Source organism: Amycolatopsis umgeniensis, from assembly GCF_014205155.1.
Classification (GTDB): domain Bacteria; phylum Actinomycetota; class Actinomycetes; order Mycobacteriales; family Pseudonocardiaceae; genus Amycolatopsis; species Amycolatopsis umgeniensis.
Genome location: NZ_JACHMX010000001.1, coordinates 6243562 through 6260163 on the forward strand (window position 1 = coordinate 6243562; position 16602 = coordinate 6260163).

Consider the following 16602-nt stretch of genomic DNA (forward strand, 5'->3'; position numbering starts at 1 on the left):
AAATCCTAGGCGTTGCCGAGCACCCGGGTCACGCTGATCTCGATGACCACCCGCTCCGGATTCGGCTTGGGCTGCCGATAGCGCGCGGCGTAACGGTTCTCGGCGTCGCGCACCGACTCCGGATCCTCGCGCAGCACCGCGCGTCCCTCCAAAGTGGACCATCGCGGCCCGTCGATCTGGCAGGCGGCGACCGGAATGCCCTTTTCGTCCGCTTCCTTGATCATGCGGGCCTTCTTGGACGAGCGGAACGTGATCACGCGGGCGATCCCGGTCTCGAAGTCCACCGTGACCCCGACCGCGACGACATGCGGGGTCCCGTCGGGGCGGACGGTGGTCAGGGTGGCGAGATGCCGCTCGGTCCAGAATTCCCGGAAGGTCTCGCCGCGCGCGCTCAAGTCGATCGTCATGACGCTCACGCTAGGGCACTGTTCACGCAAGCGTCATTTGAGGTAATAGTAAGGAAACTTTCTTAACTCTCTTGTTTTTGGCCGACCCGGATGTCACTCTCGAAACGCGCCGCCGCCACCAACGATGTTTCCGGAGGAGCCATGAGAAAGACCGTTCGGACAGTGCTGGCCGCGGCCGCGCTGACCGCCGGGCTGGTCGCCACGACCGCCCCCGCCATCGCGGCCACCACTCAAGGAACCCCTTATCTGCCAGGTGTTCTCCGCCCGTCGGTGTCCCAGGCGACGCAGGACGCGGCACTCGCCAAGTACTACGACTTCTGGAAGAAGAACTTCCTCACCACCAAGTGCGGGACGGGCACCTACGCGGTCAAGGCGCCGGACGCCGACCACGCCTTCGTCGCCGAGGGTCAGGGCTACGGGATGACCATCGCCGCCATGATGGGCGACAAGGACTCGCAGGCCCGGACCGTCTTCGACGGCATCCTGAAGTTCGTGAAGGCGCACCCCTCGTCGATCGACAAGGATCTCCACGCCGCCGAGCAGGACGCGAGCTGCAAGAGCGTCAACGGCACCGACTCGGCGACCGACGGCGACCTCGAGATCGCCTACGGCCTGCTCATCGCCGACAAGGTCTGGGGCAGCGGCGGTTCGGTGAACTACAAAGCCGAGGCGCTGCGGATCATCAAGGCGATCAAGCGCAGCGAGGTGCACCCCACCACCAAGTTCATGCGGCTGGCCGACTGGGCCGACGAGGGCAAGTACATCAACAGCTCGCGTTCCTCCGACTGGATGCCGGGCCACCTCCGCGCGTTCGAGAAGGCCACCGGCGACTCGTTCTGGGGTCAGGTCCGCACCCGGCAGGAGCAGGCCGTCACCCAGCTCCAGCAGCAGTACGCGCCGAAGACCGGGCTGATCCCGGACTTCGTCGTCAACACCAACTCCACGCCGAAGCCCGCCCCGGCGGACTTCCTCGAGGGCAAGGACGACAAGTACAGCTACAACGCCTGCCGTGACCCGTGGCGCCTCGGCGTCGACGGCGTCACCGTTTCGGGCAGCCCGGCGCAGGGGCAGGTGCGCAAGATGAACACCTGGATCCAGCAGACGACCGGCGGCGACCCGGCCAAGATCACCACCGGCTACACGCTGTCGGGCTCCAAGATCTCGGGTGAGTCGGGTCAGCACCCCTGCTTCACCGCGTCGTTCGCCATCGCGGCGATGAACGACCCGGGCAGCCAGGCCTGGCTGGACAAGCTGTGGACCCGCGTCACCACCTGGACGCCGAACGCCACGGACTACTACGGCACCGGCATCACCGTGCAGGTCCTGCTCATCCTCTCCGGTAACTACATCGCTGTCTGATCTCCCGTGAAGGCCCCCTTCCCTCGGCTCAGCCGGGGGAAGGGGGCCTTCACGCTCGAAACGGACATCCACCGGACAGGATTTCAACTGCTTGTTGACCTCTTCAACACCCAGTTGTAGCGTCGGCGACCACCCAAGGCACCGTGGAGGTCCCCTCATGCCGTCGACGCCGCTCACCCTGACCCGAACCTGGCGCTTGGCCGTGCTCACCGGTCTGGCCGCGCTCCTCACCGCGGCCTGCGGAGGCGGGCCCGACGGTGCGGGCGGCCAGGAACCCGCGGCGTCGGGGGCGCCGGCCGCGACCCCGGACACGACCGCCCTGATCGAAGGCATCCAGAAGGACGCCGCCGTCGCCGGCACCCTGCCCGCGAAGTACGCGCAGGCCGGGATGCTGCACCTGGCCTCGAACCTGCAGTCCGCGCCCAACAACTTCTACGCCGCCGACGGCAAGAGCCCGATCGGCTACGAGGTCGACCTCGCCAAGGCCATCGGCAAGAAGCTCGGCGTCACCGTGCACCACCAGGACATGGCGTTCGGTTCGCTGATCACGAGCCTCCAGTCCGGCCGCGTGGACCTCACGATGGCCGCGATGAACGACACCAAGACCCGCCAGGCGCAGATCGATTTCGTCGACTACTTCTCCTCCGGCATCACGATCATGGTCCGCAAGGGCAATCCCGACCGGATCACCGGCGCGGACACGCTGTGCGGCAAGAACGTCGCCGTCGTGCAGGGGACGAGTCACCAGAAGTTCGCCGAGGAGCAGAACGGCAAGTGCACGCAGGCGGGCAAGCCCGCGCTGACCGTGACCGCGACGGACAGCGACACCCAGAACCAGAACCAGCTCCGCACCGGGCGGGTCGCCGCCATCCTCAACGACCTGCCCAGTGCGGTCTACATCTCGCGGACCGCGGGCGAGGGCAAGTTCTTCGAGGTCGTCCCCGGCGAGCCGATCAACGGCGGGCCGTACGGCATCGGCGTCAACAAGGAGAACAAACCGCTGGCCGAGTCCGTCCAGAAGGCCCTGCAGTCCCTGATCGCCGACGGCGGCTACGGCAAGATCCTGCAGGCCTGGGGCGTCGAGCAGGGCGCTGTCAAGGAGGCGAAGCTCAATGGCGGAAGCTGATCGGTCAACAGCCGAGCCGCTGCCGATCGTCCGGCTGAAACACTGGGGCCGCTGGGTCAGCGCCGTCGTCATCCTCGTGCTGCTGGTCCTGCTCGGGATCGCGCTCGGGAACGCCCAGATCCAATGGGATTCCGTACCGGAGTTCCTGTGGTACCGGGTGATGGCGGTCGGCCTGCTCAACACCGTGCTGCTCGCGGTGATCGCGCAGGGTTCGGCGATCGTCATCGGGATCGTGATCGCCCTGATGCGCCGGTCGGCGAATCCGGTGGCGCGCTGGTTCGCGGCGGGCTACATCTGGCTGTTCCGCGGGCTTCCGGTGCTGCTGCAGATCCTGATCTGGTACAACCTGGCGCTCGTCTTCGAGTTCATCTCCATCCCGCTGCCGTTCGGCGGCTACCTGCTGCACGAGCAGACCAACGTGCTGATCACCGCGTTCACCGCCGCGCTGCTCGGCTTGGCGCTCAACGAAAGCGCCTACATGGCGGAGATCGTCCGTGCCGGGCTGAACAGTGTCGACAGCGGGCAGACCGAGGCGGCGAAGTCGATCGGGATGTCGCCGGGCGCGACACTGCGCCGCGTGGTGCTGCCGCAGGCGATGCGGGTGATCATCCCGCCGACCGGCAACGACTTCATCAACATGCTCAAGGGGACGTCGATGGCGTCGGTGATCGGCGTGACCGAACTGATCCACGCGGCCAACAACATCTCGTCCAACAACCTGCTGGTGATGGAGACGCTGCTGGCGGCCGCGGTCTGGTACATGGTCGTGGTGACCGTCGCCGGGATCGGACAGCACTATCTGGAGCGCGCCTTCGACTCCGAAGACCGGGCGCGAAGTCCGTTCTCCCGGGCCGCCAAGGCCTTGCGCACCGCGCCGCTGGTGAGGAGTGAACGTGGCTGAGCCGCTGCTGAAGGCCGTCGGCGTCCGCAAGAGCTACGGCCACACGGAGGTGCTGGGCGGCATCGACCTCGAAGTCCACAAAGGACAGGTGGTCTGCCTGCTCGGCCCGTCGGGCGCCGGGAAGAGCACCTTCCTGCGCTGTGTCAACCATCTGGAGGCGATCGACGCCGGACAGGTCTGGGTCGACGGCGAGCCGATCGGGTTCCGCCTGAAGAACGGGAAGCTGTACGAACTGAAGGAACGCGAGGTCGCCCGGCAGCGGCGCGACATCGGCATGGTGTTCCAGCGGTTCAACCTGTTCGGCCACCGGACGGCGGTGCAGAACGTCGTCGAGGGGCCGGTGCGGGTGCTCGGGCTGAATCCCGAGGAGGCCCGCGTCCAAGCGCTCGATCTGCTCGACAGGGTCGGTCTCGCGCATCGGGCCGACGCCTATCCGGCGCAGCTTTCGGGCGGACAGCAGCAACGGGTCGCGATCGCCCGGTCGCTCGCGATGAAACCGAAGCTGATGCTGTTCGACGAGCCGACGTCGGCGCTCGACCCGGAACTCGTGGGCGAGGTGCTGGCGGTGATGGGTACGTTGGCCGCGGAGGGGATGACGATGGTCGTGGTGACGCACGAGATGGGGTTCGCGGCCGAGGCCGCCGACGAGGTGGTGTTCATGGCCGACGGCGTGGTCGTCGAGACCGGTCCGCCGGGGGAGATCCTGAGCTCGCCGAAACACGAGCGGACCAAGCAGTTCCTGGCACGGGTCCTCGCATGACGCGGATCTCGCCGCGGTACCTGCTGCAGTTCGACGAACCGGCCGGGTACCTCGACTTCGCCCGGTTCGGCCCGCCGTCGCACGCCGTGCTCGACACGACGGCGAGCCTGCTCGACGCCTCGACCAAGGCCGGTCCGTCCACTGTGGACGACCTGATGCGCCAGGAGACCCGGGCCAAGGCCGCCGCGGCACGGCTTTCCGGCAGCGACACCGACCACACGGTGCTGTTGCCGCACACCAGTCTCGGGTTGTTCCAGGCCGCGTTCAACGCGCCGCGGGGCGAGGCGCTGGTCTCGGCGTCGGAGTTCCCGGCCAACACGTACCCGTGGGCGCGGGCCGAACAAGCGGGCAGGCTGACCGTGCGGCGGCTGCCGCTGGGGAACGTCACGGCGGACGCGGTCAAGGCGGCGCTGACCCCGGAGACGTCGCTGGTCAGCGTGAGCGCCGTCGACTTCCGCACCGGGTATCGCGCCGATCTGGCGGCGATCCGGGAAGTGACCGGGGACAGGCTGCTCGTCGTCGACGGGATCCAGGGCTTCGGGGTGGTCGAGGCACCGTGGGAGGTCGCGGACGTGCTCGTCGTCGGCGGCCAGAAGTGGCTGCGGGCGGGCTGGGGTACCGGTTTCGCCGTCCTGTCCGACCGTGCGCTCGAGCGGATGGAGCCGATCCTGTCCGGCTGGACAGGAGCCCGTGACCCGGGCCTGTTCGACGACGAGATCCATCCGGCCGACGACACCGCCGCCGCGTGGTCGATCTCGAACCTGAGCCCGATCACCTCGGGTGCGTTCGCGGCCGCTCTGGAACTGGTCGAAGAGGCGGGTGTCGAGGCCATCGCGGGCCGCATCGCCGAACGCGTCGACGAACTCGAAGAAGCCGTGAAATCCGTGGGGGGAGAGGTGGTTTCGGCCGTCGAGCGGCGCGCCGGGATCCTCGCCTTCACCCTGCCGGGGCACGCCGCCGAGCAGGTGGGTTCCGCGCTGGCGAACGCCGGGATCGCCGCGACCGTACGGCCGGAGCACGTCCGGCTGTCCCCGCACGCGTCGACTCCGGCGAGCACGGCGGAGCTGGTGCGCTCGGCGTTGGAGCGGCTGATGAAGCCGGTCAAGGTCTTCGAGGCGCCCGCTGTCGCGTCGGCGGGCTCGGGGGACTTGCTCACGGCGCTCGTCCCGGCGGTGCACGCGCTCGCGACGATGCTGGGACCGGGCAACGAAGTCCTGCTGCACGATCTGAGCAGGCTGCCGGACTCGATCGTCGCCATCGCGGGTGATCTCACCGGCCGGACGGTCGGCGGCCCGATGACGGATCTGCTGCTGGGACTGGTCCGCCGCGGCACCACGCAGGATCTGACGAACTACGAGACCCACGGCCCCGACGGCCGCGCGATCCGTTCCTCGACGCTGTTCCTGCGCGACGCCGACGGGATCGCGATCGGCTGCCTGTGCGTCAACCGGCTGTCCGACGGGGCGCCGAAGTCCGGCGGGCACGAGCCCGAAACCTTCCCGCCGGACGTCGACAGCCTGCAGCGGTTCCTCGTCGGACGCGCGGTCACGAAGGCCGGGATCCCGGTGGACCTGATGAAGAAGCGGCACAAGGCGGCCGTGGTCCGGGAACTGGACGAGGCGGGGTTCTTCCTCATCAAGGACTCGGTCGACCACCTCGCCGGGGAACTCGACGTCACGCGGTACACCATCTACAACTACCTGAACGAGATCCGGGCCACGTGACTCGCGCGAACAACTAGCGGAGGAAGGACTCCACGGCGTCGGCCGCGCGGTCGATCCCGCCGTTCCCGCGTGTCTCGGCCCGCACCTCGGCGAGGCGCGCGGCCACCGAGGGCGACCCGGAGACCCGCTCGACGGCGGCCCGCAGCGTCGAAGCCGTCACGTCCGAGGCCGCGAGTTCCTCACCGACACCCAGTTCCGCCAGTTTCGCCGCGTTGCCGAAACCGTCGGTGGCCAACGGGATCGCGACGGTCGGCACGCCGTACCAGAGCGATTCCGTGCTGCCGCCCATGCCGGCGTGCGTGATGAACGCCGACGCGGCTTCGAGCACCGCGAGCTGCGGGACGAACGGATGTACCTCGATGTGCTCGGGGAGCGGTCCGAGGCCGGCGGGATCGGTCTGGCCGATCGAGATGACCACATGCCAGTCCGAGTCGCGGAACCCGTCCACGCACGCGCGGAACAGGTCGACCTGGTCGGTGAACGCGGTGCCGAGCGACATCAGCAGGACCTTCTTGCCGCTCGAAGGCGGCGTCCAGCTCCGATCGGCCAGCCGTTCCGGGTCCAGCGCCGGGCCGACGAACCGGACCGACGACGGCACCCGCTCGACGTTGGACTGCATCGCCCTCGGCAGCAGCGCGAGCACCTGCTCCGGGTGGGAGATCCAGTCCCAGGCGTCGGCCTCGATACCGTTCTCGTTCAGCCACCGGGTGAAAGTGGCGAAATAGTCCTTTCCGGACGGTGAGGTCCGGATCGAGGTGAGGATCTCGGCCATGTCCTCTTCGTAGCCGTCCCAGGCGACATACGTCGGGGACAACTGCACGGCCGGAACGTCGTAGCGCCTGGCCAGAAGGGGTGCCGGGAGACCGCCGATGTCGTACAGCAGCAGGTCCGGACGGTTCTCGTCGTAGAAATCGGTCAGCACCGGCATCGCCTGGATGCCCTCGTCGAGGAAGACCCGCATCTGCGACGCGGGATCCTCCGGCCACGCCGACTGGTCGCCGATCGGGAGGATCGAGGGATGCGAGACCACCTCGGCGCCGGTCGGCTCGATCAGCCCGGTGAGCGGTTCGCCCACGACATAGCTGACTCGATGTCCGCGTGCGACCAGCTCACGGATGACGGCCAGCGACGGGTAGATGTGGCTCGGCGCGGTGCAGCCGATCATCGCGATGTGTTTCTGCATGAGGTCCTGTCTGAGGTCGTGACGTCGGACGGCGCGCAGAAAAGGGGGCCTCCCGATCGCGGGGGCCCTGCGGTCGCGCCGTCTCAGGCGGTGCGCATACGAACGTGGCAGATCATGATCGACAGCGTAGCGCGCGCCACTCGGCGTCCCAACCGATTAACCGGTTGCCCGGTTTGCCGCGATCAGGACCCGCCGTTGGTAGGGACCTTCGCCGGAGGACTTCCGCGGGTCAGCGGCGTGGATAGGGTTTCGGGGCTTTCACCTTTGGAGGGAAAGGGAGAAACCTTGAGACGTGTTCTCATCACCGCGCTGGCCGTCGCCACGCTCGCCTCGGTCGCGGTGACCGCGCCCGCCGGCGCGGCCGAAGCGGCGCAACCCGCCGAGACCATCACCTGGGGAGCGTGCACCGACCCGACGTTGATCAACGCCGGCGCCGAGTGCGGCTTCCTGTCCGTTCCGCTCGACTACTCGAGGCCGCGCGGAGAGAAGATCCAGCTCGCGCTCAGCCGCGTCAAGCACAAGACGCCCGACGCGCAGTACCAGGGCGTCATGCTCACCAACCCCGGCGGCCCCGGCGGTTCCGGGCTGCTGCTCGCGACCCGCGGCCCGCGCGTGCCGAACCACGCCGGCGACGCCTACGACTGGGTCGGTTTCGACCCGCGCGGCGTCGGCTCCAGCAAGCCCGCGCTTTCGTGCATCCCGAACTACATGGACTACAACCGGCCGAACTACGTGCCCACGACGCGGCAACTGGAGACGACCTGGTTGCAGCGCTCGAAGTCCTACGCCGACGCGTGCGCCGAGAAGAACAGCCGCGCGCTGCTGGAGAACATCAAGACGACCGACACGGTCAAGGACATGGAGAGCATCCGCAAGGCGCTCGGCGCGGAGCAGCTGAACTTCTACGGGTACTCCTACGGCACCTATCTCGGCCAGGTCTACGGGACGCTGTTCCCGCAGCACGTCCGCCGGATGGTCCTCGATTCCACTGTGGACCCCCGCAACGTCTGGTACCAGGCCAACCTCAACCAGGATCTCGCCTACGACGTCAACCTCAACATCTGGTTCGGCTGGGTCGCCTCCCACGACGACGTCTACCACCTCGGCAAGACCCAGGCCGCGGTGAAGCAGGTCTTCGACGAGCAGTTGAAGAAGCTGGCCGCGGTCCCGGCGGGCGGCTACGTCGGACCGGACGAGTTCCTCGACGTCTTCAACCAGGCTTCCTACTACCAGCTGCGCTGGACGCTGCTCGGTGACGCGCTCGCGAAGTTCGTCAACAAGGGTGACTGGCAGACGATGAAGGGGCTGTTCGAGACCTTCGGCGGCCGCGGCGACGACAACAGCTACGCCGTCTATCTCGCCGTCCAGTGCACGGACGTGAAGTGGCCGCAGAGCTGGCAGCAGTGGAAGCACGACAACTGGCGGACCTACCGGAAGGCGCCGTACTTCACCTGGCAGAACGCTTGGTACAACGGGCCTTGCCTGTACTGGCCCGCGAAACCCGGCAAGCCGGTCAAGGTCGACGGCAAGAAGGTGCCGAGTGTGCTGATGATCGGCGAGACGCTCGACGCGGCGACACCGTACGAAGGCAGCCTCGAAGTGCGTAGCCGGTTCCCCGGCGCTCGCTTGATCGGTGAGCCGGGCGGCACGAGCCACGCCATCACGCCGCGCGGCAACGCGTGCGTCGACAACCGGATCGCCGACTACCTGGCGACCGGCGCGCTGCCCGACCGCAAACCGGGGCGGACGGCCGACGTCGAATGCGCGCCGCTGCCGCTCCCGGTGCCACCGCCCGTACCTGCGGCCACCTCCGGCGCCGCACTCTCCCGGGTGCCCGCCTAACCCACCTGACGGAATGCGCGTGAAGGCCCCCTTCCCTCGGCTCAGCCGAGGGAAGGGGGCCTTCACGCGCATCCGGGGTTTTCAGGGCAGGGGACTTTGTGTTACAAAGTGCCTGTCGACTTTGTAGTTCAGAGTGCTCGAAGGGGGAAAGTCATGGCGGACGCGTTCAGCCTCGAAGGGCTCGTGAAGCGCTTCGGTGACGTCCTGGCCGTCGAAGACGTCAGCGTGCGGGTCGCGCCGGGGGAGGTGGTGGCGCTGCTCGGGCCGAACGGTGCGGGCAAGTCCACCACGATCGACATGCTGCTGGGCCTGACCAGGCCGGACGCCGGTCAGGTGCGGGTCGCCGGGCTCAGCGCGGCCGAGGCGATGGACCGGGGGATGGTCGGCGCGATGGCGCAGAACGGGACTCTGCTCAGGGACGCCACGGTCGCCGAACTCGTCGGCCTGTTCGCCTCGCTGCACCGCAACCCGCTGCCGATCCGCGAGGTGCTCAAGCGCGCCGGTGTCACCGAGTACGCGAACCGCCGCTGCGGGAAGCTCTCCGGCGGCGAGCAGCAGCGGGTGCGGTTCGCGCTCGCGCTGGTCGGTGATCCGGATCTGCTGGTGCTCGACGAGCCGACCGCGGCCATGGACGTCGACGGGCGGCGCCGCTTCTGGGCGTCGATGCGCGAGTACACCGAGACGGGCCGCACGGTCCTCTTCGCGACGCACTACCTCGCCGAGGCCGAGGACTACGCGGACCGCGTCGTGCTCATGCGGCACGGCCGGGTCGTCGCGGACGGGCCGGTCGGCGAGGTCCGGGCCGCTGTCGCGGGCCGGGTGCTGCGCGCCGTCATCCCGAATGCCACCCGAGACACCGAAGCCGCGCTGGCCACGCTGCCCGGAGTGTCCCGCGCGGTGCTGCGGGCCGGGCACGCGGAGCTGAGCTGTGCCGACTCCGACGCCGCCATCCGCGGCCTGCTGCGCGAGTTCCCGCTCGCCGCGAACATCGAAATCACCGCCGTGGGACTGGAAGAGGCGTTCATCGCGCTGACGGCCGACGTCGAAGAGGGAGCCTTGAGATGAACCTGAGTTACCTCGCGCTGGAGATCAAGCGCATCGTCCGCAGCCCGCAGTTCGCGCTGTTCACCATCGGCATGCCACTGGCGATGTTCCTGTTGTTCGGCGGCATCTTCGGCGCCCGCGAGATCGCTCCTGGGATCTCGACCGCGACGGTGACCATGGTGAACATGGCCGCGTACGGCGCCATGACCGCCGCGCTGTTCACCGGCACCCGTGTCGCCACCGAGCGCACCGACGGATGGCAGCGCACCTTGCGGCTGACCCCGATGCGCGCGCCGGGCTATCTGATGGTCAAGGTGTCGGCGGGATTGTTCGTCGCGCTGCCCGTACTCCTGGTGATCTTCGCGGCGGGCATGATCCGCGGCATCCGCCTCGAAACCGGCCAGTGGCTGACGATCTTCGGCGCGCTGTGGCTCGGCGCGCTGCCGTTCGCGGTGCTGGGCCTGATGATCGGTCTGTTCGGCAAGGGCGACACCGTGCAGGCGGTGACCGGCGCGCTGATGCTGCCGCTGGGCATGTTCGGCGGGCTGTGGATCCCGCTGCAGATCCTGCCCGGCTGGATGAACACCGCCGGGCACATCATGCCGACGTACTGGCTCGGCGAGATCGGCCGCGCGCCGGTGCTCGGCGGGTCGGGCGCGCTCACCGCGGTCCTGGTGCTCGCCGCGTGGCTGGTGGTGCCCGCGCTCGTGGTGATGGCGCGGTTCCGGCTCGACACGGCCAGACTGTGAGCCCGTGTTAGTTTTCCGAGGTGGTGGAGGATGAGCACGACGACGACCCGAGGCCGATGACGCCCGAGGAGTCGCTCGCGCTCATCGCCGCGCAGACGGAGCAGACCCGGCGTGAGATCGGGCCGAACCCGGCCGTGCTGCTCGCCGTCTGGGGCCTGGTGTGGCTGTTCGGTTTCGGGCTCGTCTACGTTTCCGCGCCGCCCACCGCCCTGATGCCGTTGTGGGTCGCCGGCGCGATCACCGTCGCCGGTTTCGTCGGGGCCATGGCGTACTCGGCGATCTACGGCATCCGTGCGGGCCGAGGCGTGCGCGGCCCGTCCCGGCTCGTCGGGGCGATGTACGGCTGGAGCTGGATGATCGCGTTCGGCGGGCTGACGGTGGTGAACACCGCGCTGATCCGGCTCGGCCTCGACACCGACCTGATCCCGTTGCTGTGGTCCGGAACTTCGCTCATGCTGACCGGTCTGATGTACCTCGCCGGCGGGATGCTGTGGCAGAGCAAACTGCAGTACGGCCTCGGCGTGTGGATCATCGCGTGCGGCGCGGCGAGCGTGCTGGCCGGGGGACCGCACAACTTCCTCGTGCTGAGCCTGGCGGGCGGCGGCGGTTTCCTGGTGGCGTCGCTGGTCTTCCTGGTGCGGTCGCGATGAGCGAAGACGGGCTGCCCCAGCTCGATCCGGTGATCCACGCGCAGGCGCGGCTGCGGGTCACCGTGGCGCTGTCGAGCCTCGGCCCGGGGGACAGCATCACTTTCCCCCGGCTGCAGCAGTTGCTGGACATGACGCCGGGCAACCTGTCGACGCATCTGCGCAAACTCGAGGACGCGGGCTACGTCGAGATCACCAAGGCGTTCGAACATCGCACACCGGTGACGCTGGTCGAGCTGACCACCCGGGGACGGGCTGCGTTCGAGGAGTACACGAAGGCCCTCCACCGTCTTCTCGAGGTGCCGGGCGATGGGCGGGCATGACCGGTGGGTCATCCACCTCGACATGGACGCGTTCTACGCCTCCTGTGAACAGCTGACCCGGCCGACCTTGGCCCACCGTCCGGTGCTGGTCGGCGGCGCCGGCCCGCGCGGCGTGGTCGCCGGGGCGAGTTATCAGGCGCGGGAACACGGCATCAAATCGGCGATGCCGATGTCGCAGGCCCGGCGGCTGCTGCCGCCCAACGGCGTCATCCTGCCGCCGCGGTTCAAACTCTACGAACTGCTGAGCACCCAGGTGTTCGACCTCGTCGCCCAGAACGCGCCCGTGCTGGAACGGATCTCCCTCGACGAGGCCTTCGCGGAACCGCCTTCGCTGGCCGGGGCTTCGTCGGATCGGGTGCGGGAGTTCGGTACCCGCCTGCGGGAGCACATCCGGTCCGAAATCGGGCTGGTGGCGTCGATCGGGGCGGCGTCGGGGAAGCAGGTCGCGAAGGTGGCTTCGGATCTGGCGAAACCGGACGGGCTGCTCGTCGTCGACCAGGGCACCGAACGCGATTTCCTCGCACCGTTGCCGACCAGGGTCCTGTGGGGGATCGGCCCGGTGGCGGAGGGGAAACTGCGGGCGATCGGCGTCCGGACGCTGGGCCAGCTGACAGCGCTCTCCGACGCCGACGCGGTGTCCACTTTGGGCAGTGTGGTCGGCAGGGATCTGCGGCGCCTGGCCACCGGCGTCGACGACCGGCCGGTGTCCGACCGCGCCGAGCTCAAGCAGGTCAGCGCGGAGACGACCTTCGATCGCGACCTGATCGACCTGGTGAGCCTGCGGCGCGAGGTCCGCGACCTCGCCGTCCACGCGCACAAACGGCTCGTCAACGCCGACAAGGTCGCGCGGACGGTGGTGGTGAAACTGCGGCACACCGATTTCAGCACGGTGACCCGGTCGGAGACGATGGCTTCGCCCACCGACGAGTTCGACCAGCTCGCCTCGATGGCGGAACGGCTGCTCATCGACCCGACCGAATTCGGCGGGGTGCGGCTGGCCGGGGTCGCGTTCTCCGGGCTTTCGGTACCGCATCAGGATCCGCTGTTCACCCTTTCCGTTCCGGTGTCCGAAGTGCCCTTGGTCGAGCGGGCGCCCGCACCGGAGGTCGTCGTCTCCTCGAGTTGGCGGCCCGGGAACGACGTCGTGCACGACGAGTACGGAAGCGGCTGGGTGCAGGGTGCCGGGCACGGCCGGGTGACCGTGCGCTTCGAGACGCGGTCGAGCGGGCCGGGTGTCGCACGAACCTTTCCGCAGGACGACCCGGCGCTGCGCCGCGGTGACGCCGGTGACTGCCTCACTTGACCCCGCGTTTCGTCCTCTGGTTGCGGTAGTTGCGCGTGCAAGGACCGCATTCAGAGGACTAAACGCGGTCAGGGGCAGCCGGGGCGAAGGTTTCCAGCAAACGCCGCGTCGCGGACTCCGCGCCGTCGGCGTTCTTCCCGAGCACCATCGCCACCACCCGCGAATGGGCGGCCAGCACGTCGTCGCCGGGGATCTCTTCGAGCGCCGCCACGACCGGAACGCGCAATTGCGCGATCAAGGCGTTGCCGGAAGCGCGGAGCAGGGCCGCGTGGAAGGCCCTGTCCGCCTCCTGGAAAGCCCGGAGGTCGGCGGCGTCGGCCATCAGGCCGTACGTCGCGACGAGGACCGCGAGTTCGTCCGGTCGACGGTGCCACGCGGCCATTCTCGCCGCTTGCGGTTCGATCGCCAGCCGGAGTTCGAACAGTTCCGCCAGCTGACGGGAGCGTTCGGGCCCGGCGACCCGCCAGGCGATGACGTCCGGATCGATCGCGTCCCAGTGTTCCGGCGGCCGCGTCCAGGTACCGACTCGCGGCCGCGCCGCGACCATGCCCTTGGTTTCCAGTACTCGCAACGCTTCCCGCACCACGGTGCGTGACGCGGAGAACCGGCGCCCGATGTCCTCCGGCACGATCGGCTGCTCCGCCCCGAAGGCACCGGAGACGATCAGCCTGCCCAGTTCGTCGACGATCCGGGCATGTCGTGTCATACGGGCAGACCGACCCGGCGTTCCCCGCCCCGGACCTGCTGGAGCACGACGGCCACGACGAGCAGCGTCCCGGTGGCCATGTTCTGCCAGAACGGGTTGACGCCGAGCCCGGACATCCCGTTGTTGAGCACGCCGAGGATGATTACCGCCAGTACGGTGCTGATGATGGATCCCTTGCCGCCCTTGAGCATCGTGCCGCCGAGTGCGGCGCCGGTGACGGCGAGCAGTTCGAGCCCCTCCGAACCCGACGTCGGCTGCCCGGATCCGGTGCGCGCGGTGATCAGCAGGCCCGCGATCGCCGCGACCACGCCGACGAGCGCGTAGACGCCGATGATGTAGCGGTTGATGTTGATCCCGGCCAGCCGTGCGGCGGTGTCGTTGCCGCCGATGGCGTAGATGTTGCGGCCGATGTCGGTGTAGCGCAACAGGAAGTGCAGCACGGCCGCGACGATCAGGAACACCCACACCAGCGTCGGCAGCCCGGCGATGGAACCCTTGGCCAGGAAGATGAACAGGTCGTCGGCGCCGGTGTAACCCTGTGCCTTGCCGTCCGAGATCACCTGCGCGATGCCCTTGTACGTCGCCAGCATCGCCAGCGTCGCGACCACGGGGTTGACCCGGCCGAAGATGATGATCATGCCGTTCATCAGCCCGCACACCACGCCGACGCCGACCGCGGCGAGGGTGCCGACAGCGGAACTCCCGGTCGAGGTGAACACCATCGCCGACACCACCGAAGCCAGCCCGGCCATCGAGCCGACCGAGATGTCCAGCGCGCCGAGGATGATCACCAGGGTCTGCACGAGTGAGAGCAGGCCCATGATGGTGATCGCGCTGCCGATCAGCAGCAGGTTGTTGGTGCGGAGGAAGTTTTCGTTGAGCGAGCTCATCAGGATCACCAGCGCGATCAGGGTGAGCAGCAGGCTCGAGTTCTGCACGCCGATCGCGGTCACCGTCCGGCGGAACGGTGACACCGGTTGGGCGAGGGTGGTCACGAGGCGATCTCCTCAGTGTCTTCGGTGGCCGGGATGGCCAAAGTCAGCACGGCTTCTTCACTCGCGTCGTCGCGTCCGAGCTCGCCGGCGACCCGGCCCGCGCGCAGGACGACGATCCGGTCGGCGAGGCTCAGCACCTCGGGAAGGTCGGAGGAGATCACCAGGAGGGCGATGCCTTCGGCGGCGAGACCGTCGATGATCCGGTAGATCTCGGCCTTCGCGCCGACGTCGACCCCGCGCGTCGGCTCGTCGAGGATCAGCAGTTTCGGGCGCCGCGCGAGCCAGCGCGCGAGGACGGTCTTCTGCTGGTTGCCGCCGGAGAGCTTGCGCACCTCCTGCTCGATCGACGGCGTCCGCACGCGCAGTTCACGGACGTATTCGTCGACGAGTTCGCGTTCCTTGGCGCGGCGCACCACCCGGAACCGGCGCAGCCGGTCTAGCACCGCGATGGAGACGTTGTCCCGCACGGACCGCTGCATCAGCAACGCGTCGGTTTTGCGTTCCTCCGGCGCGAACCCGATCCCCGCCTTGACCGCGTCGCCGGGAGTGCGGGCACGCAACGCTTTCCCGTCCAGTTCGACGGTTCCCGAGCGCACCGGCAGATCGCCGACGATCGCGTGCGCGAGTTCCGAGCGCCCGGCGCCGACCAGTCCGGCGAGGCAGACGACCTCGCCCGCGCGGACCTCCAGGGAGATGTCGGTGACGTCGTCGGTGGTGACCCGGTCGAGCCGCAGCACGACCCGGCCGGTCTCCTGGGTGGCCCGTCGCTCCAAAGTGGACAGATCGCGGCCGATCATCATGCGCACCAGCCTGCTCTCGTCGGTGGACGCCGCGTCCTCGACCCCGATCAGGTTTCCGTCGCGCAACACCGCCACGCGATCGGCGAGCTGGAAGATCTCCTTCATCCGGTGCGAGACGTAGACGACCGCCACCCCGCTGTCGCGCAGCCGCCGGATGAGCGCGAACAGCGCGTCGACCTCGTGCTCGGAAAGCGACGACGTCGGCTCGTCGAACGCGATCACCTTCGGCGGCGTCGCGGCGGTGAGCACCCGCAGGATCTCGACCAGCTGCCGTTGCGCGGGGGACAGCCTGCTCCCGAGCGTCTCCGGATCCAGCACGCCCTCGAATCCGTATTCCCGCAACGCGTCCTGGGTCATCCGGTGCAGGGTCCGGCGGTTGACCAGCCGTCCGCGCGCGGGCAGTTCACCGACGAAGACGTTCTCCGCCACCGAAACGTGCGGGATGATCTCCGGCTCCTGGTAGATCACCCGGATCCCGGCGGCCATCGCGGCCCGCGGACTGTCGAACGCCACGGGACCGCCGTCGACCAGCAGATGCCCGTCATCGGGACCGTGATCGCCCGACAGCACCCGCAGCAGGGTGGACTTGCCCGCCCCGTTCTCGCCCATCAGCGCGAGGACCTCGCCGGGCCGGAAGTCCAGGGTGACGCCGTCGAGCGCGGTCACCCCGGAGAACCGTTTGCTGATCCCTTCGGCGGTCAGCACCGCCGCGGGTTCGGATGTGGCCATGGAA

At 68.7% G+C, this 16602-nt stretch carries 16 protein-coding genes; 11 read left to right on the top strand and 5 right to left on the bottom strand.

Annotated features, from left to right (window positions below; all coding sequences use genetic code 11):
• Window positions 1-5 precede the first annotated feature (5 nt).
• Window positions 6-407, bottom strand: a complete 402-nt coding sequence (locus tag HDA45_RS29295) for a PPOX class F420-dependent oxidoreductase (RefSeq protein WP_184900696.1) — start codon at window positions 405-407, stop codon at window positions 6-8.
• A gap of 141 nt (window positions 408-548) precedes the next feature.
• On the opposite strand from HDA45_RS29295, the gene HDA45_RS29300 reads away from it, so the two are divergent.
• The 5 genes from HDA45_RS29300 (at window position 549) to HDA45_RS29320 (ending at window position 6277) form a co-directional block, all read left to right on the top strand.
• Window positions 549-1766: a family 8 glycosyl hydrolase gene (locus HDA45_RS29300; RefSeq protein ID WP_184900698.1), complete on the top strand. Its 1218-nt coding sequence runs from the start codon at window positions 549-551 to the stop codon at window positions 1764-1766.
• 157 nt (window positions 1767-1923) lie between these two features.
• Window positions 1924-2892, top strand: coding sequence for an ABC transporter substrate-binding protein (locus HDA45_RS29305; protein ID WP_184900701.1), 969 nt, complete (start codon window positions 1924-1926; stop codon window positions 2890-2892).
• Window positions 2879-3793, top strand: a complete 915-nt coding sequence (locus HDA45_RS29310; protein WP_184900703.1) for an amino acid ABC transporter permease — start codon at window positions 2879-2881, stop codon at window positions 3791-3793. Before HDA45_RS29305 ends, HDA45_RS29310 begins: the two co-directional genes overlap by 14 nt.
• Window positions 3786-4553 carry an amino acid ABC transporter ATP-binding protein gene (locus HDA45_RS29315; protein WP_343072186.1) on the top strand — a complete coding sequence of 256 codons (768 nt, stop codon included), beginning with the start codon at window positions 3786-3788 and terminating at the stop codon, window positions 4551-4553. Before HDA45_RS29310 ends, HDA45_RS29315 begins: the two co-directional genes overlap by 8 nt.
• The gene (locus HDA45_RS29320; protein ID WP_184900705.1) at window positions 4550-6277 is read left to right on the top strand and encodes an aminotransferase class V-fold PLP-dependent enzyme; all 1728 of its coding nucleotides are present in this window, start codon (window positions 4550-4552) and stop codon (window positions 6275-6277) included. The genes HDA45_RS29315 and HDA45_RS29320 overlap by 4 nt, the downstream gene beginning before the upstream one ends.
• A gap of 13 nt (window positions 6278-6290) precedes the next feature.
• On the opposite strand, the gene HDA45_RS29325 is transcribed toward HDA45_RS29320, so the two are convergent.
• Entirely contained in the window at window positions 6291-7460 is a 1170-nt protein-coding gene (locus tag HDA45_RS29325; protein WP_184900707.1) for a macrolide family glycosyltransferase, read from the bottom strand.
• Window positions 7461-7745: 285 nt separating this feature from the next.
• Between HDA45_RS29325 and HDA45_RS29330 the strand changes: the two genes are divergently transcribed.
• The 6 genes from HDA45_RS29330 to HDA45_RS29355 all read left to right on the top strand — a co-directional run bounded on the left by HDA45_RS29330 (window position 7746) and on the right by HDA45_RS29355 (window position 13368).
• Window positions 7746-9302, top strand: coding sequence for an alpha/beta hydrolase (locus tag HDA45_RS29330; protein WP_184900709.1), 1557 nt, complete (start codon window positions 7746-7748; stop codon window positions 9300-9302).
• Between the two features lie 153 nt (window positions 9303-9455).
• On the top strand, window positions 9456-10367 hold the full coding sequence (locus HDA45_RS29335; RefSeq protein WP_184900711.1) for an ABC transporter ATP-binding protein: 912 nt from the start codon (window positions 9456-9458) through the stop codon (window positions 10365-10367).
• A complete protein-coding gene (locus tag HDA45_RS29340) occupies window positions 10364-11095 on the top strand; it encodes an ABC transporter permease (protein WP_184900712.1) in 732 nt (243 codons plus the stop codon). The genes HDA45_RS29335 and HDA45_RS29340 overlap by 4 nt, the downstream gene beginning before the upstream one ends.
• Window positions 11096-11115: 20 nt before the next feature.
• A complete protein-coding gene (locus tag HDA45_RS29345; protein WP_184900713.1) occupies window positions 11116-11745 on the top strand; it encodes a hypothetical protein in 630 nt (209 codons plus the stop codon).
• Complete coding sequence (locus HDA45_RS29350) at window positions 11742-12065, top strand: transcriptional regulator (RefSeq protein ID WP_034320046.1); 324 nt, start codon at window positions 11742-11744, stop codon at window positions 12063-12065. The genes HDA45_RS29345 and HDA45_RS29350 overlap by 4 nt, the downstream gene beginning before the upstream one ends.
• A complete protein-coding gene (locus tag HDA45_RS29355; RefSeq protein ID WP_184900714.1) occupies window positions 12052-13368 on the top strand; it encodes a DNA polymerase IV in 1317 nt (438 codons plus the stop codon). The genes HDA45_RS29350 and HDA45_RS29355 overlap by 14 nt, the downstream gene beginning before the upstream one ends.
• Window positions 13369-13426: 58 nt before the next feature.
• Here the strand turns inward: HDA45_RS29355 and HDA45_RS29360 are convergent, their stop codons facing one another.
• From HDA45_RS29360 to HDA45_RS29370, 3 genes are read right to left on the bottom strand one after another with little or no spacing between them, the layout of a single operon-like run.
• Window positions 13427-14074: a FadR/GntR family transcriptional regulator gene (locus HDA45_RS29360; protein WP_184900715.1), complete on the bottom strand. Its 648-nt coding sequence runs from the start codon at window positions 14072-14074 to the stop codon at window positions 13427-13429.
• A complete protein-coding gene (locus tag HDA45_RS29365) occupies window positions 14071-15069 on the bottom strand; it encodes an ABC transporter permease subunit (protein WP_184900716.1) in 999 nt (332 codons plus the stop codon). Before HDA45_RS29365 ends, HDA45_RS29360 begins: the two co-directional genes overlap by 4 nt.
• Window positions 15066-16598 (bottom strand): sugar ABC transporter ATP-binding protein, encoded by a 1533-nt coding sequence (locus tag HDA45_RS29370; RefSeq protein WP_184900717.1) that lies wholly within the window; start codon window positions 16596-16598, stop codon window positions 15066-15068. The genes HDA45_RS29365 and HDA45_RS29370 overlap by 4 nt, the downstream gene beginning before the upstream one ends.
• Window positions 16599-16602: the final 4 nt, after the last annotated feature.

Excerpts from the sequence above, each read along its gene's own strand:
- HDA45_RS29295 (WP_184900696.1), bottom strand. The coding sequence starts at position 407 with ATGACGATCGACTTGAGCGCGCGCGGCGAGACCTTCCGGGAATTCTGG.
- HDA45_RS29300 (WP_184900698.1), top strand. The coding sequence starts at position 549 with ATGAGAAAGACCGTTCGGACAGTGCTGGCCGCGGCCGCGCTGACCGCC.
- HDA45_RS29305 (WP_184900701.1), top strand. The coding sequence starts at position 1,924 with ATGCCGTCGACGCCGCTCACCCTGACCCGAACCTGGCGCTTGGCCGTG.
- HDA45_RS29310 (WP_184900703.1), top strand. The coding sequence starts at position 2,879 with ATGGCGGAAGCTGATCGGTCAACAGCCGAGCCGCTGCCGATCGTCCGG.
- HDA45_RS29320 (WP_184900705.1), top strand. The coding sequence starts at position 4,550 with ATGACGCGGATCTCGCCGCGGTACCTGCTGCAGTTCGACGAACCGGCC.
- HDA45_RS29325 (WP_184900707.1), bottom strand. The coding sequence starts at position 7,460 with ATGCAGAAACACATCGCGATGATCGGCTGCACCGCGCCGAGCCACATC.
- HDA45_RS29335 (WP_184900711.1), top strand. The coding sequence starts at position 9,456 with ATGGCGGACGCGTTCAGCCTCGAAGGGCTCGTGAAGCGCTTCGGTGAC.
- HDA45_RS29340 (WP_184900712.1), top strand. The coding sequence starts at position 10,364 with ATGAACCTGAGTTACCTCGCGCTGGAGATCAAGCGCATCGTCCGCAGC.
- HDA45_RS29350 (WP_034320046.1), top strand. The coding sequence starts at position 11,742 with ATGAGCGAAGACGGGCTGCCCCAGCTCGATCCGGTGATCCACGCGCAG.
- HDA45_RS29355 (WP_184900714.1), top strand. The coding sequence starts at position 12,052 with ATGGGCGGGCATGACCGGTGGGTCATCCACCTCGACATGGACGCGTTC.
- HDA45_RS29360 (WP_184900715.1), bottom strand. The coding sequence starts at position 14,074 with ATGACACGACATGCCCGGATCGTCGACGAACTGGGCAGGCTGATCGTC.
- HDA45_RS29370 (WP_184900717.1), bottom strand. The coding sequence starts at position 16,598 with ATGGCCACATCCGAACCCGCGGCGGTGCTGACCGCCGAAGGGATCAGC.